The organism is Rhodococcus sp. USK13 (genome assembly GCF_018343855.1).
GTDB lineage: Bacteria > Actinomycetota > Actinomycetes > Mycobacteriales > Mycobacteriaceae > Rhodococcus_F > Rhodococcus_F oxybenzonivorans.
Genome location: NZ_CP069243.1, coordinates 57,111 through 72,629, shown reverse-complemented (window position 1 = coordinate 72,629; position 15,519 = coordinate 57,111). Strand labels below are relative to the sequence as shown.

Annotated in this window: 17 protein-coding genes; 8 read left to right on the top strand and 9 right to left on the bottom strand. The window is 64.5% G+C overall.

The features are described from left to right. Positions 1-43: 43 nt before the first annotated feature. Together JQT59_RS35960 and JQT59_RS35955 are read right to left on the bottom strand one after the other, a co-directional pair. Positions 44-718, bottom strand: coding sequence for a hypothetical protein (locus JQT59_RS35960; protein WP_213578528.1), 675 nt, complete (start codon positions 716-718; stop codon positions 44-46). Between the two features lie 73 nt (positions 719-791). Next, entirely contained in the window at positions 792-1,484 is a 693-nt protein-coding gene (locus JQT59_RS35955) for a hypothetical protein (protein WP_249354713.1), read from the bottom strand. 1,252 nt (positions 1,485-2,736) lie between these two features. Between JQT59_RS35955 and JQT59_RS35950 the strand changes: the two genes are divergently transcribed. From JQT59_RS35950 to JQT59_RS35920, 7 genes are all read left to right on the top strand, one after another. Then, positions 2,737-3,696 carry a hypothetical protein gene (locus tag JQT59_RS35950; protein ID WP_249354712.1) on the top strand — a complete coding sequence of 320 codons (960 nt, stop codon included), beginning with the start codon at positions 2,737-2,739 and terminating at the stop codon, positions 3,694-3,696. A gap of 783 nt (positions 3,697-4,479) precedes the next feature. Further along, entirely contained in the window at positions 4,480-5,418 is a 939-nt protein-coding gene (locus JQT59_RS35945) for a phospholipase D-like domain-containing protein (protein ID WP_213578518.1), read from the top strand. Positions 5,419-5,656: 238 nt separating this feature from the next. Beyond that, positions 5,657-6,280: a hypothetical protein gene (locus JQT59_RS35940; protein WP_213578517.1), complete on the top strand. Its 624-nt coding sequence runs from the start codon at positions 5,657-5,659 to the stop codon at positions 6,278-6,280. 82 nt (positions 6,281-6,362) lie between these two features. Then, complete coding sequence (locus JQT59_RS35935) at positions 6,363-6,704, top strand: hypothetical protein (protein WP_213578515.1); 342 nt, start codon at positions 6,363-6,365, stop codon at positions 6,702-6,704. 33 nt (positions 6,705-6,737) lie between these two features. After that, a complete protein-coding gene (locus JQT59_RS35930) occupies positions 6,738-7,463 on the top strand; it encodes a hypothetical protein (RefSeq protein WP_213578513.1) in 726 nt (241 codons plus the stop codon). Then, positions 7,417-7,869 carry a hypothetical protein gene (locus tag JQT59_RS35925; RefSeq protein WP_213578511.1) on the top strand — a complete coding sequence of 151 codons (453 nt, stop codon included), beginning with the start codon at positions 7,417-7,419 and terminating at the stop codon, positions 7,867-7,869. Before JQT59_RS35930 ends, JQT59_RS35925 begins: the two co-directional genes overlap by 47 nt. Before the next feature lie 81 nt (positions 7,870-7,950). Continuing rightward, positions 7,951-8,265, top strand: coding sequence for a hypothetical protein (locus JQT59_RS35920; protein WP_213578509.1), 315 nt, complete (start codon positions 7,951-7,953; stop codon positions 8,263-8,265). A 372-nt stretch (positions 8,266-8,637) separates the two neighbouring features. On the opposite strand, the gene JQT59_RS35915 is transcribed toward JQT59_RS35920, so the two are convergent. The 7 genes from JQT59_RS35915 to JQT59_RS35885 all read right to left on the bottom strand — a co-directional run bounded on the left by JQT59_RS35915 (position 8,638) and on the right by JQT59_RS35885 (position 14,467). Further along, positions 8,638-8,841 carry a hypothetical protein gene (locus JQT59_RS35915; protein ID WP_249354717.1) on the bottom strand — a complete coding sequence of 68 codons (204 nt, stop codon included), beginning with the start codon at positions 8,839-8,841 and terminating at the stop codon, positions 8,638-8,640. A 153-nt stretch (positions 8,842-8,994) separates the two neighbouring features. Continuing rightward, positions 8,995-10,308 (bottom strand): ribbon-helix-helix domain-containing protein, encoded by a 1,314-nt coding sequence (locus tag JQT59_RS35910; RefSeq protein ID WP_213578507.1) that lies wholly within the window; start codon positions 10,306-10,308, stop codon positions 8,995-8,997. An 888-nt stretch (positions 10,309-11,196) separates the two neighbouring features. Beyond that, complete coding sequence (locus JQT59_RS35905; RefSeq protein ID WP_213578505.1) at positions 11,197-11,466, bottom strand: hypothetical protein; 270 nt, start codon at positions 11,464-11,466, stop codon at positions 11,197-11,199. After that, positions 11,463-11,717, bottom strand: a complete 255-nt coding sequence (locus tag JQT59_RS35900; RefSeq protein ID WP_213578621.1) for a hypothetical protein — start codon at positions 11,715-11,717, stop codon at positions 11,463-11,465. The genes JQT59_RS35905 and JQT59_RS35900 overlap by 4 nt, the downstream gene beginning before the upstream one ends. Before the next feature lie 254 nt (positions 11,718-11,971). Then, a complete protein-coding gene (locus tag JQT59_RS35895) occupies positions 11,972-12,304 on the bottom strand; it encodes a hypothetical protein (protein WP_213578503.1) in 333 nt (110 codons plus the stop codon). Further along, a complete protein-coding gene (imuA', locus tag JQT59_RS35890; RefSeq protein ID WP_249354711.1) occupies positions 12,301-13,071 on the bottom strand; it encodes a DnaE2-dependent mutagenesis accessory factor ImuA' in 771 nt (256 codons plus the stop codon). Before imuA' ends, JQT59_RS35895 begins: the two co-directional genes overlap by 4 nt. A gap of 178 nt (positions 13,072-13,249) precedes the next feature. Next, positions 13,250-14,467, bottom strand: coding sequence for a cytochrome P450 (locus JQT59_RS35885; protein ID WP_213578501.1), 1,218 nt, complete (start codon positions 14,465-14,467; stop codon positions 13,250-13,252). Positions 14,468-14,670: 203 nt separating this feature from the next. Between JQT59_RS35885 and JQT59_RS35880 the strand changes: the two genes are divergently transcribed. Then, positions 14,671-15,444, top strand: coding sequence for a hypothetical protein (locus tag JQT59_RS35880; RefSeq protein ID WP_213578613.1), 774 nt, complete (start codon positions 14,671-14,673; stop codon positions 15,442-15,444). The last annotated feature ends 75 nt before the right edge of the window (positions 15,445-15,519 follow it).

Genomic DNA, 15,519 nt, shown 5'->3' with positions numbered 1-15,519 from the left:
TTCGAACCTGGAGGCCCGACCGGTTGAGGAGCACAGACCGGGACTATGTGTCTGAGCGCGTGAAGCGTGTGCAATCCAGTGCGATCGAAGATGCGCGGTCAATCCCGATCTCTGGATATGCAATCGTGAAGACGAGCTCACTGGAGTCTTCTGGTCTGGGACTCAGGAAGTACGTGGCCCCCGTTTCGGATTGACGGCTGTAACTCTTACCGCCATACAACCAGGGTGTTGTGAGGTCGTCATCCTCTGGGGCCTGGGGCGGGGTGCATTTCTTGTTGGTGACGATCTTGCCGTCCGGAAGCACGATTCCTAGGTAGATGCGGTGTTTGAAGGGTCGGCGGATGCGATGGGTGAGATTGATTCGTTCGCCGATGAACGTGGCCTTGCCCTCATCTTGCTCACGTGCGATCAGATCGAAGCGGATCCCAGTGGGATAGACCCGCAGGCGGGACAAAATCAATTCCACATCCCGGTTCTGATCCTGAGCAAAGACGACTTCCTCATCGGACCAAGAGACCAGGGTGTCATTGTTACCTGGGGGCTTGCGTCTGGCCGGAACATCTTTCCGGGCGGCGAGCCGGGCTTCCTCGGCGGTTTTGCGCGCTTGTAGGCGCTCAAGATGCGCTTCGAACTCGGGGGTGTGTTCGAACCCTATTGCATAGTTGATCCTGGCCACCCCGGGATCGTCTGGGTTTACTCCTTCAACGAACTTCACCATCAATCCATAGTGTCAGCATCCCGAGAGGTAGTGCGCGCGGGTGGACGGCCGAGATGTGCCAGCCGCCCACTGTTCACCAGGGGTAGGTGATCACGACCCCGCTCGGTGGGATGTCGAACTCCGGATAAGACACGATCATCGTCAGCGACGAACTGATCGGTCGCGGGGAGAGGAAGTACTCGCCCCAGGTCGCCATCCCAGGGTTTCGGCGGCCGCTGCCACTGATCCCGCCGGCGAGCCACAGTGTGTCGGGGTCGTCCGGGAATGCGCCAAAATGGGCGGTGTTGGTCAGCAGAGTGCCGCCGGGCTCGGCGTATACGAGCAGACGGAGGCGATGAGGCTGGTCCGGCCGGAGCCTGTAGCTGAAGTTCATCACGTCGGCGCCGGGGCGGACGTCTCCTACCGGATCCGGCTCGAGCGCTTCGATGCGGAACAGGATCCCTCGGTCGTAGACGCGGAAGTTTCCGACACCGAGATCGAGTCCCTCCCGCTGGTAGATCGTCACCTGATGATCGTCGGTAGCGGTGGGAATCTCGGCAGGCTTGGGTGGGCGCCGCCAGTCGGGCAAGTCGCGACTGCGGATCAGCAACGCGCGCCGGTCTTCCAGTGGCAGTTGCTTCTCGCTGGCGAATTGCTCGGCCAGCGCACGATCGGGGATGGGTTCACCCAGGATATCCAGTGCTCGGGCACCCCACTCTCCGTGCCCGAACCAGCTGTCAGGTGTACCTGAGAGGGACACCACAGCGATGGAGGTCTGCTCCGCCATCCAGGTCCCTCCCACCAAGCGCATGAAAGCGGCGATCTTCAAAGCAGCGTATCGACGATGTCACTGCTGTGAGAACGAATCCACCAGACCATCGCTGTGCGAGCTCCAACGAGAATCGTCGACGTCCGAAAGCGGAACCAGCACCGGGACGAAGTGGTGCGTATGCCGGCGGCTGTTCGGTCCCGTTCCGTAAGCGGATCCGCATACGGAACGACCCGACTCCGGCCGGCCGCGCTGGGGCACCACTTCGTCCCGGTGCTGGTTCCTCTATCGGAGGCCGGGATTGTCGGGACTGCGACACGGAATGGATTTTGCAGCGCGCCATGCCAGAGACGGTCTGACTCACACGCGTCCTCGACGCCACGTCCAGACGCACCAGACGATCCCCGCTACGGCTACTACGGGGAGCACCTGCCTCGCCCTCCCCATCGTGACAAACCGGTGGTACTGCTCACTCGACAGGAATTGCATTCCGTGTGCGTTGTCCGGGGTGGACAGATCCCACCAGAAACTCCTCACTCCGCTCACTGCATGGGGCCACGCAGTGAAAGCGCCTACCGCGGCGGCGACCACGAGGCACGTAACGGGGAAGGCCACCCAGAACCAAGGAAACCCAGGGGCCCGCTCGAGTCGTGCACGCCTCGGCAAGACCACACGCGCGACCAATGCCACGACTCCGAGCGCAAGAAATAGCAACCACGCCACGACATAACGGTAGTGGTTTCACTCCCTGCCCAAGCCTCGAATGCCTTGGAGAACTTGAGCCGGCAGTTCGGAACGAACACGCAGTACGGGATTGCCCATCAGCGATCCTTCTCGGGGGCTCAGACTCGTACCCAGCGGTCGTCGCATCGTCGCCACAACGCTGGCTCGACCTCGACGTGAGCGACGTCGTTGTTCAGCCACCACGTTGCGTCCGGGTTCCACCCCCGGATGAGGATCCGCTTCCGGAACAAGCACCGACTGCCGTCACCTTGCCCCGGCGGTCGCGGCTCGCTCTTGGAACTGGGCTGGGGCGGAGTCATTGCCGCAAGCGGCGGAATCCAGTCTGGCTGAAGCTTTCGCGCACGGGCGGCGGCAGTCTCCGTCCGTGCAGGGGTTGCATCGAGGTTCGGGTGTAAACTCGCTCTCTTCGTCTCCGGATGGAGTCTTTGGGAGCGATACGCGATGCCCGAGCACAAGCAAATGCAAACGGTCGCGTGGCTGATGAGCCGCACCGCGGAACTCGAGAGTAGGGACCATGTGTGATGGCGTGGACCGAACACCCGCTCAGCTGGCTGCGGTAATACACGGCCGAAGTGACGTCGAGCTCGGACCAATGCGCAACTACCTGTCCGCCGTAACCGATCCCGACCGCACACCGGTGCATGAGGTCGGTCCGGCGTTCACCGCCCCGAGCGTCGAGATGGCCGACGTGCGCGTCACGGTGTCCCTGGGATGGCAGGATCCCCAGTTCCTGGGCACGTTCGACAGAACCGCCGCCACCCGCATGATCCAGGTGGCGATCAGCGCACGTTCCACCGGCAGCAGCGCGGAGGAACCCGACATCAAGTCTCGGGCGGTGGATCTGCCGGTAAGAGAGCAGATCGCCTGGGTGCGGGTGGTGTTGGGTGAGCTGGCGGACTACGCGTACCGAGTCCTCAACGACATGGCGCAGCTGCGGGTCCGTCCCGCGTTCTTCGCCGTGTTCGTCGATCCCCCCACCCCCCGGCTCGCGCCCAGCGACTTCAAGTGGCTCCTCGTCTGTGGAGGTCGCCGTGCCTACCCGGAGAAACTCGTCCCCGAGAATCGGGAGCTTCTCACCTACCTTCGCCGGCACGGCGACATGATCAACGCTGACCTGGTGCCCCACCCGCAAGCGCCCGCCCCCGAGGTGTGGGCATTCGAGTTCGTTTCCCAGCTTGCCGCCACCTTCGCCGACCGGCTCGGCCGGATGGGTGATCGCCGATGGTTCACCTTCGAGGAGGTGAGCCTGCACGGCCGCGACCGGGTCGTCGTCCGCTACACCTGGCATCTGGTCGACGGAGACAAGAAGATCGCGTTCGACATCGACCTCGACGGTCTCCGCGCACGACACCTGCGAGAGTTCGACGACCCTCGGGCAAGCATGGCGGCATATGCGGTCGGCTACACACCGTTCGACCAACCGCACTTCCCCTCTGCCACCCTGGTCGACGGGGTAACCTGGGTCCGATTCGGCGACTCCGACTGAACCGCGGAGGGATCCGCTTACGGAACGAGGTCCGACTGCCGCCGGCAGGCGCTGGGACGCCACTTTGCCTCGGTGCAGGTTCCCATGCCGGGCAAGCTACTAACCCGACGCAATCACCTGAGAGTGTCTGCCCGTTCGTCAGTGACGAGCTGTGTGCCGGTCAACTCGGCCAAGCGTTCGCGGGTAGCGGCCACGGCAGCGTGTTGCCGAGCCAGGTACGAGCGCCAGGCTGCTGCCGGACATGCGCTGGCGCCGACTATCGGGACCTGCCACAGGTTCCCCACCGGGGCGCTCGTCTTCGGAGGAGACTTGGTTGTGAAGCTTCTGAATCAAGGGGCGAATGCGGGGACAATTCAGGTCAATCGAGCCCGATGAGGACAACCTATGCCTTCGACTTTCGGTGTGGGCTCGTCGAGGTTCACCGAGAGGTCAGAGCAAGCAATCATCAAGTGCGGGTTCCTTTTCCACAGAGTGCGTGAGGTAAGCCGGGTGAATGTCACCGCGGACTGTTCGGAAACCGACTTTACAACGTAACGTTGTATAGAACAAGCGGGGAGACCCTGTCGTGCAGACGCTTCCACCCGGTTGCACTGTTTCGTCGCATTACTTCCCCCGCCGGTGCACGAGGTGGGGACGTGTCATCTACCCAGCTCAGCGGGCCATTTTGGAATCTCACAAGCCCTGGATGGCATCAACGCCTGAGGGTGCAGGGACACCGATCGTGGGATGTGATCGGGCGCTACCGGCCCCTGGGGTCTCGCGGCCGCGCTACCGTTCCCGGGTATGGGGACGACATTCCACGGGCCGAGCCCCTGGCCGCATATCACCGCGGCGATCAGAACGAAAGGCCTCCGCCGGGCCGCGATCGCCTACCTCGGCCAGGACGCCCCGACCCTGCTTCCCCTGCACACCGGGGACGTCCTGGTCGTGAACGCCTCGAAAGCGGCCCTGCGCGCGCATGCCACCTCACCGGCCGCGCTTGCCCACTACGTGGGCGCCGGGGTGCGGGTGCTGTCCTCACCGAACCTGCACGCGAAGGTGATCGTCACCGACCGTCGGGCGGTCATCGGCTCCGCGAACGCCTCGCAGAACTCCACCGTCGTCGACGAAGCGGTGATCATCACCGACGACCCGGACCTGCTCGCCGCCGCCGGCGCATTCATCGACGCAATCGACGAGATCACCGAGGTCGATGCGGCGTTCCTGGACAACGCCAACGCCGAGTGGGCGAAGGGGCGGGCGCTCACCATTCCCGGGGTGACCGGCCGGATCCGGCCCGAACCCGACTTCCTTCCCTCACCGGTGCCCCGGATGTTCGTGTGGCAGACCGAAGAGTACGACCCCAGCGCGTCCGAGCAACGCGAATGGACGACCCAACAACGGCGCCAGCGGCGTAACGCCGGACCGACCGCGAGGTACCAGCTCGAATGGTTCCGCCTCGACGAGCCCGGCCACCTGAAACTCGGTGACGTCCTGATCCAGGTCACCGACGACTGGGTTCATCCGCCCGCCGTGGTGCACTCCGAGGCCGTGACGATTCCCCGTTCCCGCGGCGCCATCGCGCACTTCCTCCGCACCCGCATCGATTTGGAGCCCATCGGGTTGTCGGACGCGGAGAAGACGCTCGCCGATCTCGGGCACCACAACCCGCGGCTGCGGACCGACCACCGCATCGTCTCCCCCACCCTGCGGGCCGCCCTCCTCCGGCTCTGGAACCTCTGACCGCTCCCCAAAGAGAAGGGGACGTGTCATCTCACCAGGTCAACGCACATTCGGGCCGACACGTAGATGTCAGGATCGTGGTGACCAGGGCTTCCACTGCCCCTCCGCGGGCGGTTGCACCGGCTGGCCTCGTATGACAGCGCCCCGGATAGGCTCCTCCCGAGAAATGGGGAGGGGACCAGTGCCGATGCGCGAGCGATCGTCAGTCTTCCGGGGGGCATGGACGCGGGAGGAAGTGGTGGGTGTCGTCGTAGGTGCTGCTGAGATGGCGGTGGTGATGGGTGCGCTCGTTGCCGGAATGGCCAGCGTGGCACTCGCGGTCGACGAAGATACTGGTGCAACCGCGGTAGTGGCAGCGTTGAGCGTGTCGGTTGTCGCGTCCACGGTGATGCTCGCCGACCACCGCAGCGGTCACCGGCTTCCGCGCTCTGCCGCATGGGCGCTCGGCGTGGTGGGAATGGCGGCGGTGTCTGCCCTCTACGTCGCCGCCCAGCTTCTCGTCTCGACCACCGGGTCGGATCTGCTGCTGCTGTTGTCCTCACTGCTAGCCACCATCCCTGGACTGCCCACCATCGTGTACGTGTGCGAGCTCCACACAATCGCCCAGCACGATCGCCTCAAACGCCCGGTCGCGATCCTCCAGAGCCGATCAGAGTCGCAAGTGGTCGAAATCCGTACCAGTGACGGCGCTCTGCTCGATACCTGGACACTGGATGCCGTATCCGGTGATCTGCCGACAGTTGCCCGCACCGCCGCTCGAACAGCGCTCAGGAAGCGGCGGTGGGCCCCTGTGGGGGCATGGGTTCCGCACGCAGATGGCTCGCTCCGCCAACGGGTCGAGCTCACCGCCCGTAGCCGCTGAAACTCAGTCCACACCGAGCGAACACCCACGTTTGTCATCATAATGTTGACAAACCTCTCTCTGGTCAGCAAAATGATGACGCATGAGTGGGATGGAAAAGCGTAGCGATACCGGCGACGTCACGCGCTTCAGCGGATCCGCGACGAACGAACAGGTCGTCGAAGCGCTCCGAACCCAGTACGAGGCCACGAATCTCGCCAAGTGGACACTGGGGCAGATCGTGGCCCTCGCCCGACGGCGGGGGATCAGCTGGGCTGAGATCGGCGAGGCGCTGGGCGGGATCACGAAGCAGGCAGCGCAGCGGAAGTATGCACCGGTGATCGCCGCCGAGCGGGAAACCGAAGAGCGCAAAGTTGCTGACCTGCTGCGACTGTCAGAGGACCACGCCGAAATCTTGCGCAGCTGGGAAAGCCCGACAGCCTGAACAAGTGCACCGACAACACACGAGGGGGAGACGATGGACGGCAACGGCAAGGAGAACGGCGATGAGTCGGCACCGGTGACCGGCAGCGGTCTCGAGCGCGGTCGGCCGGCTTCAGTGGTGTCATCGACGGAAGTCGAGAAGCTCATTCCCGGTATCTCCGAATATGACTATGCGACCAGCTACAAGCTCAGCGACCTGAAGCGGCTCGACCGGAGTTCGCTCACACCGGAACTGACCCGCAAACTCGACGAACGCAAAAAGGCTGGCGTCAACGATCACTGGGCGTGGGCGCCGAAGTCCGGGTGGGGAACGACCGCGGCCCTGGCCGTTCTGTCTCTCGTGTCCCTGCTGTGCGCCATCGCGATCGTCGCGGCGCAAGGGGAACCGAGTCCGCTGACGACGACCATTCCGTTCCTTCTTCCCACGGGTCTGGGCATCGCGGCCGCCGCTCGCGGTCGACGCGCCGCCCATCATCCCTTGCACCTGACCACGGACGAACGCATAGCGATCGAGGAGGCCTACAAGGGCACGGGTTTCCCGGCAGAAGCGCGGAAACAACCCCGCGACGCAGAAAAGAATCGCCTACGTCGCAGACCGAATCATCACCGACATCCGCAAAAGCGCAGCGTGGAAGTCGCCACTGCTCGACGAACACCGAATCCGGCTGGACCTCGGGCGGGAACGGTTCGAGATCGCGAGCAGCGCGGCACTCTTGGACAAGCAACAGCTCTCGGCCGCCATCGACCCGGAGGTTCTTGAGGATGAAGGCCCGGACGTCGAGCGCCTCCGCCGGGCAGTCGAACGCAGCACCGGACTGATCGACGAGATGCGGGCCAGCCTCGTGAACCGAGTTGCCGCCCTGCTGGCGTACCGCGACGAACTCGCACCGCTGGATCGACTGATCAAGCAGATGACGACCCTCGACCAGCTCGAAGAGCAGCAGGCGAGCCTTCACCAGGCGTACACGCAGATCACTCGCAACGAGCTCGCCACGGCCGAAACTCAAAGGATGGCCGACGAACTCACCGCGCTGCGAGCGAACCTGACCGCCCAGATCGAGTTCGTACGCGCGAACGTCATTAACAGCCCAGTCCTCGGCGCTGGACTCACGCTGACCGAGGGGACCCACATCGACCTTCCGCCCAAGAACGCGACCTCAGTGTGAAGCAGGCCTGCTAGCACCTCAGAGTGAGGCCATCGCGCAACATCCCGATCAAACCGGGCGTGACAGACACAGAGGGGGAGTATGAACACCGCATTTACGGTGGGGCTTGGAGTCTTGCTCGCCGGAGGTCTGCTCGGCGGACCCGTCGCTCAACGATCCAGCAACCCCTGGCGGATACGCGAATGGGCTCTCGCCCTCGTCATCGTCGCCTGCCCCATCCTGATCTACGCCGCGATCACCTCGGACGTCTCGACCATCCTCAAGGTCCTCCTCGTCGCCACCATGACGGGCCTGCTCGCGGTCGGCGCCTGGACGCTCCGACGCATCTCGCGGAATGAGGGATCAGAGGCGGGACGACTCAACGCCAACCGGCCGGACACGACAGGGAGGTCGTGAAGATAGACAACGAATACCGCACCGCGCCCGCCTCGGACGCGCTCAGTAAGGCGCAAAAGCTCGAACAGCTGCGTCGGAATATGGCGGCGATTCCCGCCCGATCCGACGGTACGGAACCGGCTATGCCTGCGGTGATGCTGCGGTCCGTCGACGAGCCGACACCGATTGTGGCCACCGCTCAGACCACGCTGCGATCCCGTGCCCTCTCCGATCGCGGAGCTTCTTCCGCGCGGAGGACTCGCACGAGGAACACGATCGGAAACTCCCTGGACAAGCTCGGGGAAACGCTGCAGATCGATGCCCCTACTGGCGGTCGCGCCTTCACTGGGGGATCAGGTCCTGGGACGTGTCATTCCGCAGGTCAGAGCATGGCTATCGGGTGTGGACGGTCGCTGTGAACCCGTAGCTCAGCGGTGGGCACAGGGCGAGGGAGGGCAGGAACGTGGGCACCTCCGGTCCCCACGCGTAGTACAGGTTGGCGGGAAATCCGAAGATCCGGCACACCATCTCCACCTGATGGGTATTCGCCGAACCCGGGGCACACGTCGACATGCCGCCGAGGACGAACCTGTGCACTGTGCACCCGGGTGCGTCGGGTGGTGGTGCTGCGCGTGCGTGGCGCGGTCAGGGACAGGGCGGCCGCGGTGGTCGCGATGAGGGCCGGGCGCAGAAACCGAGACAGGGGATCCTCCGGTGGTGCGGGCCCGACCCGCACACAATTCGCGCAGGTCAGTCGGCATCGCCGTGGCCAGTCCGGCGTCTTCGCTCGCGGCGGGCATGTCTGGTGATCAGTTTCTGCCGGTTGCCCGGAGCTCGGTACATCTCGTCGAGCATGCAGGTTTCGATGCCGGTGTGCTGGCGCAGGATGCGTGTGGCGGCCAGATACACCAGTTCCTGCCGGGTCGAGCCGAGCCGGCCGGCGAGGGCGTCGAGGTGCACCAGGAGTTCGTCATCGAGAGCGACAGCGATCCTGGCCTTGGGCGGCTCGGGCCGCAGATCGTGCACGGGGGCAACGGTGGTGAGGTCGGCCGCCAGGTTGCCTGGGTTGTCGAGGAGTCGGCGGATCCCCACGCGCACCAGCGCCGAGACCCGGCGGGGCCCGTACTCGTCGGCGAGCTCGTGCAGTCGGCGTTTGGTGTCCTCATCCACCAGGAACGAGTGCGGCTTCCCGAACGGGCGCCCCGCCGGGGACGGCGCCTTCACCGCTCCGGCGGGCACAGCGCCGGCCGCGGTGGTTTTGCGGCGTTCGTTGCGGGCTAGGAGCTGACCGCGGTTCGACTCCCCCCGGTAGATCTCCTCGGTCACCGCCTGCTCGAGGTCCCGCGGATGGGCCAGGAGCCGGTGGGCGGCCAGGCGCATCAGTTCGCCGCGATCGGACCCCAGTTGGCGGGCGAGGGCGTCGAGCTGATCGCGCAGTTCCTCATCGAAGTGCACATTCGTGCGCGGGCCGAAGACCTCCGGTGCCAGGTCCCGGACCGCCCCGATCGCGGCCAGGTCGGTAGTGAGGTCGCCGGGGTCGTCGAGGAGCCGGCGCAGTGCGACCCGCAGCGCGGCGGAGGTGCAGACGTCCCCGTTGCGGCCGGTCAGCCGGTCCAGCCGGTCGAGCGTGGAGCGGTTGACGTGCAGGCGGGTTCGGCAGGTGAGATCGCCGCGAGCGTCCTCCCGAAGCACGTAGGGACGGAATCGGCCCGCCGCGGCGAGAAAGCGGTGTGCGGCGACGCGGAGGATCGCGCTGCGTTTGGTGTGATGGGCCCGGGCCAGCTCCTCGAGGCGCCGGTCGGTTACCGGATCCAGATCGAAGACTATTTCCACCCGTGGCAGGCTCCGGGCGGCGGCGGAGACGCGACGGTACTCATCGAGTGCAGTAGGTACGCGGTCCGGGTCGGCGAGGAGGCGGTGGGCGGCCACCCGCACCAGAGCGCCGAAGCGACGCGGCCCGATCCCGGCGGCCACCTCGTCGAGTCGCTGCTTGACCTGCGGATCGAAGCGGAGCGGGATCGGATCGCCGACAGGGACGCGGCCCATGCTGGTGGTCTCGGTCATCGCTGTCATTCTCCGTGAGGATGGTTTGTCCGGAACTGGTTCGGAAGGGGAAGACCCAGCGCCGGAAGAATGGCTGGTCGATGGAACGCAATCCGCCCCAGCACCGGGGGCACTGGGGCGCGAACGCGTACACACACGCGGCTCAGCCGCGGCAACCGCCCGCACCCACACAATGAGTAACGGGGCCTTCGCCGTCAGAGGGGACAATCAACCTCGGCGGTCCGAGGGTGAGCCGTGGTTCGCAGCGGAGTCCTCATGTGCCGCATCAGGTAGACGGGTCCTCGACCCGAATAGCGCGACCTTGAAGTCGCGGCTTCGCTGCCGATCGTCCTGAGTAACTCGCTTTTCCTGCATTGATCCTCCGTAAGTGTCCTGGCTTCTCGATGGCTCGTGACTCATCGATCTCCGTCCAGATTTCCGGCGGGTCCTTTGCCGCCGCTGCGCAGATCCGGTGTCGGTGCCAGGGCGTTTAGCCAGGATGGGAGCGGGACTGCGCACGCATCACGGGCAGCGGCTGACCACTGAGCATCGGATCGGGATCTACTCGACAATTTGATTCACCCGGGGTGACGGGTGCGGCATCGGATACAGCTCCGCCACACGTTCGTTGCCACATCTGAAGCCGAACTGAACAAGCCTCAGGAAACTCCCGGGTGGGAGCGCGCGATCACAATATCAGCCGAATCTCTTGCATGCAGTGTGCTGCCGAGCACCTGAATAACCCCGTCTCCAGAGGCAGAGCCCCGCGCTCGCCGGTCATTCGCGTGGAGTCAGGCCAGGAGGATCACGCCAGCATCTCTTCCTGCGGAAGCAGGGAGGGGCCATCCACGCACGTACCGGATTCGGCGCGGTCCTGCGCCGTGCGGACCGAGATGAGAGTGCGACTGACTACCAGACTTCCCCGATGAGTACGACAGTGACCAACGCTTGATCTTCACGACTCACCGTTGCCGGCGAGCCTCCGAGCAGTGACTTGAGGAGGCCGGGGTCTTCACGAACTTCGTCGGTGAGAATCGTTGTGGTGTGGGACGTATTTACTGGTTGCGCTTCGGCGCCGAGGTCTTGGTACATCGTCGACGTCGCGACGTCCAAAGCTTTCTGCAAGGCCTCCGGGACGGTGCTGGCCGCGGCCCAGCCCCAGTAGGCAGCGCGCTTCATCGATCAGCGTCCGTCGCATCCCGCTGCATCGGTACCGCAGCAGGTGTGTCGGCAGCAGGATCAAGCAGGACCGTTCGGCGGCCAGCGAGAACGTCCCCGATCTGGGGCGCGATAGCCAACCGTCGAGCGGTGTCGCTCACATGAATAGGCGTCTTGACGGGCAGCGGAAGCAGCTCCTCGGCGGAATGCGTTCTCGGGAAGCGGGAGCAGAGGTCCGCGGGATCTGGGGCGTTGCAATCGTTCGGAAGCATTTCGCTACTCCTGGTTGTTTGCCTGACACATTACCTTACATCGTAGCGTTGCATTGATACGCTGCCGGTCCACGCTGTAATTCCCAGCGCTCCAGTCCACTACAACCGCTGCGGCACTGAATAGCGTGAACCGCGCACTAGTCGGCCGTATCCCGCCCGCGAGACCACGCTTCGGCGTTGATGTCGGTCGAAGGCCCACCCTACGACCAATAAGGGGACATGCCATTTAGCCCGGTCAGAAGTTTATTACCGACCTACCGGCGGGTGAGGTTGGCGGATTCGACCCACAACCACAGGTCCAGCTGACTGCAGCCATTCGCTGAGCTGGCAGGCACACAGACTTGGGCGAGCCACCGCCCGTCCGCAATTCGGAGCCAGGCATGCAGGGTTCCGGGCATCGTGGATTCAAGGAGGATTCCGCCCGCGCGGACCCGGAGCGGAAGCGTGTCGGCGCGGGTGAAGCCTGCGGGACCAGGAAGGGTGTGGGCGATGTCGACGACGACCTCAGTGGGGGTGTCGAGTCGGCGAAGGATGGGCGCGCCGGGGAACGGCTCGGCCCAGTCTTCGAGGCCGCTTCGCCTGCTCATTGGGCGATCCTCAGTGTCGACTCGCGGTGTGATGCAGGGACCTCAGCCTCTGCGGTCGTCCATGCGGCTACACCACGACTACCCGAGATGGTTACCTGGGCTCGGTGCGGCAGCTGTCCGCGGGGTGTCGCTTCGACGTCGAGGTCGATGCCGGTTACGCGGCCGTGGGCCCGCCCGAGTCCTTTGTAGCGGGAGACCTTCGCGCCCAGACGAAGGTCGACGTTCGGCCATTGCCCGTCGACCACGAGCACAGTGCCGTTGCGGCGAGCTCGGGCAGTGACCGCGCGGACGCGACTGGGTGGGGCGTTGAGATCTCCAAGGGACAAGACGACGAGATCGAGGCCGTCGACGAGGACCGCCGCAACGGCCACCGGATCCTCCCCTGGGTTCGGAATGACGGCGCAGCGGCTCAGATCGGCACCCATCTCGGCTGCGGCGAGCAGTCCGAGATCCGGGCATCCCACGACCGCCGCCCAACCACCAGCACCGGTCACCGATGCGATCAGGCCGGCCTTGAGGGACGCTGCGCCGGCGATCTGAACGACCGAGCCCCGCACGAGGCCGCCGTGCGGCAGCAGCTGCGCGAGCGGGGCAGGGACGGGAAGGGTCCGCAGCGACGAGGGCGGGGTCCGGGCGGGGTCCGGTGCGGCCGGCTCGACAGGAGTGAGCCGCGGTGGGCCGGCCGAGCGCGCCGGGATCGCATCCATGCGTCGACGCAATTGCTCGATACGGTCGGCCCTCGGGTCGACCGTTGGTCCGGCCCCCATGGCACCTCCCACACACGACGTATTAGAACATATGTTCCCATACTCCCGTAGTTCACTGCACCGACGCGTTTCGGGCAGCACCGGATGTCACCGCGGCCGCTCCACTCCGACTCCAGACGGCGATGGCGCAGAGCGCCCTTACAGGTCGCCGACCTGCACAGATGGCACGTCCCCTGGGCTATGCGATTGTGGGCAGCGATCTAATCCCACTGACGAAGGCCGACAGCATCAATTCGGGCTTGCCGGTCGCCCGAATTCTGGGATGGGCGGTGAACAGCTCTTCCAGCATCACACGCAATTCCATCCGTGCGAGGTTCATGCCCAAGCAGTGATGGATATCTTTCGCACCGAAGCCGAGGTGTTTGCCAGCGTTGTCTCGCAAGATGTTGAACCGGCCAGGGGCCTCGAAAACACGTTCGTCGTGGTTCGCGGATAGGTACCACATCACGACTTTGTCTCCCGCCGCGATCTCGGCTCCTCCGAGTTCGGTATCGACGGTCGCGGTCCGGCGCATGTAGGGCACCGGGGAGGACAGGCGAATGACCTCATCGATCGTGTTGTCGATGCGGCCGGCGAAGTCGGCGAGCAGCAGTTCTTTCTGATCGGGGTGTTCGCTGAGAAGATGCAGGGCCCAGGCCAGAGCTTGACGCGTCGTGTCGAAACCGGCGGTGATCAGCAGAATGACGAAGGAGCCGAATTCCGCAGGGGTGAGGTGCTGCCCGTCGACAGTGGTGGTCATCAGGCGCGAGGTCAAGTCATCGCCTGGGTTTGTCTTGCGCTTCTCCCCCAGCTCGAGTGCGTAACCGTAGATCTGGAGAAGGCCGGCGGCGCCGCCCGGGGCGGTCGCAAATTCCTGTTCGCTCCCCCCTGACACGACGTCGGCCGCTGATTGCACGATCATCGGCCGGTCGTTGTCTGGGATTCCGATCAGCTCGCAGATGACCTGTACTGGTAGTCGGGTTGCGACGTCCGGAACGAAGTCGAAGACCTGGTCGCGGGGGAGATCGGCTGCGAGTTGAATTGCGTAGGCGCGCAATCGATCGGTGATGCCGCGCACTGAGGCAGCGGTAAACGCGGATTGCACGATTCCTCGCAGGTGGTGGTGCCTGGGATCGTCCATCGCGATCATTGACATGGCGAACTCGCGGATCTCGGGCGGCACATCATCGATCGTGAAGCCTTCGGCCGAGGAGAAGACATCCGGATTCCGGCTGACCGCCACGACATCGTCGTATCCGACTACCGACCAGAACCCGGGACCGGCTCTTTCGGTGTGGAATTCGATTGCCGGTTGCTGCCGTAGCCTCTCGAACAGTGCGAGGCGGCCGATGAAGCTACGGTCCCAGAAGTCGCGTGCTCCAGGAGAGATGCCCTCCTCAGATGCAGAACTAGCCACCGGCCCCCCTCGGTCGTTCATACAGGTGCCTGTGACCCTACTGCGGGAAGCGGTTTTCAGCGGAATTCGAGGCACGCTACAGTCCGTGTTCGTCGCGTTCCCGCACTCTTGGTACACCTAGACCGAATCGGCGTCATCGCAGGTCAAAAGCTATGATTCGAGCGTTCTTCGGCATTGCGTCGGAGAAGAATCGGGGATTGTCTGTGACGTTGCGATTGCGGCTTGGTGAACCGCGAGATGTGCTCGATCATCCATTGGGCGTTGCCGAAATCGGCTTCCGGCCTGATCTGACCCAGCAGGAGTATCTGTCCCGAGGTCGTGGCCCATTTCCGGGCGACGTCGGCACCCACCCTGAACGAGAGTTGTTCGTCGCCGGTCCCGGTGATGTGGTCCGTGCAGTCGCGACCATCACGACGATCAGACCTCATGGCGACCAGTTCGTTGTCGATGGTGAGTTGGTCGCAGACCACGAGCGGGTGGGGACGACATTGTTGGCGCCCGCACTCAAGAACGTGTTCTCATGCGCCGATGAGGATTCAGCGTGGGCAGAATCGATAGAACGTGTGCGATGGCTGTATGTGCGAGCTTTGGTTCAGATCGCGACGGTCAAGACATCCTCCTTCGATCGCCGCTTCGACAGTATGGATTCGGCCGCTGATCCGGCGGAGCGCCTGGCCAGAGCTACTGAGGCAATGCAGGTAGTGCCCCGGTACGTGATGATTCACCGAAGCGGGAAGCTAAGACTTGGTGGACCGTTTGCTGATACCGCTGACTGGGACAACCATGTCGAGCCCTGGACGAACTACGGCTATGTGGACTGCCTGCGGATCGACGATGTCCTGGGAGACGGCGCCGACCCTGACGTAGACACGCTCCGAGCTCTCACCTCACGGACCGCCGCAGCTCAACTTCTCGCGTCGATGGGATGGGACAACGTAATCCGCCGCTTCGTCGACTCCCGCATCCCAGCGCCGTAATCCAGCCCTGTTACGCCCCTGAACTGCGAATATGGCCCGTCCCCTGAACGGAAATCTCAGGCGGGGGCAGCGGCG

Bases quoted from the DNA above. Each gene is read 5' to 3' on its own strand.
- JQT59_RS35905 (WP_213578505.1), bottom strand. From the start codon at position 11,466: ATGAAGCGCGCTGCCTACTGGGGCTGGGCCGCGGCCAGCACCGTCCCG.
- JQT59_RS35930 (WP_213578513.1), top strand. From the start codon at position 6,738: ATGGACGGCAACGGCAAGGAGAACGGCGATGAGTCGGCACCGGTGACC.
- JQT59_RS35955 (WP_249354713.1), bottom strand. From the start codon at position 1,484: ATGGCGGAGCAGACCTCCATCGCTGTGGTGTCCCTCTCAGGTACACCT.
- JQT59_RS35945 (WP_213578518.1), top strand. From the start codon at position 4,480: ATGGGGACGACATTCCACGGGCCGAGCCCCTGGCCGCATATCACCGCG.
- JQT59_RS35935 (WP_213578515.1), top strand. From the start codon at position 6,363: ATGAGTGGGATGGAAAAGCGTAGCGATACCGGCGACGTCACGCGCTTC.
- JQT59_RS35920 (WP_213578509.1), top strand. From the start codon at position 7,951: ATGAACACCGCATTTACGGTGGGGCTTGGAGTCTTGCTCGCCGGAGGT.
- JQT59_RS35910 (WP_213578507.1), bottom strand. From the start codon at position 10,308: ATGACCGAGACCACCAGCATGGGCCGCGTCCCTGTCGGCGATCCGATC.
- JQT59_RS35895 (WP_213578503.1), bottom strand. From the start codon at position 12,304: ATGAGCAGGCGAAGCGGCCTCGAAGACTGGGCCGAGCCGTTCCCCGGC.
- JQT59_RS35900 (WP_213578621.1), bottom strand. From the start codon at position 11,717: ATGCTTCCGAACGATTGCAACGCCCCAGATCCCGCGGACCTCTGCTCC.
- imuA' (WP_249354711.1), bottom strand. From the start codon at position 13,071: ATGGGGGCCGGACCAACGGTCGACCCGAGGGCCGACCGTATCGAGCAA.
- JQT59_RS35960 (WP_213578528.1), bottom strand. From the start codon at position 718: ATGGTGAAGTTCGTTGAAGGAGTAAACCCAGACGATCCCGGGGTGGCC.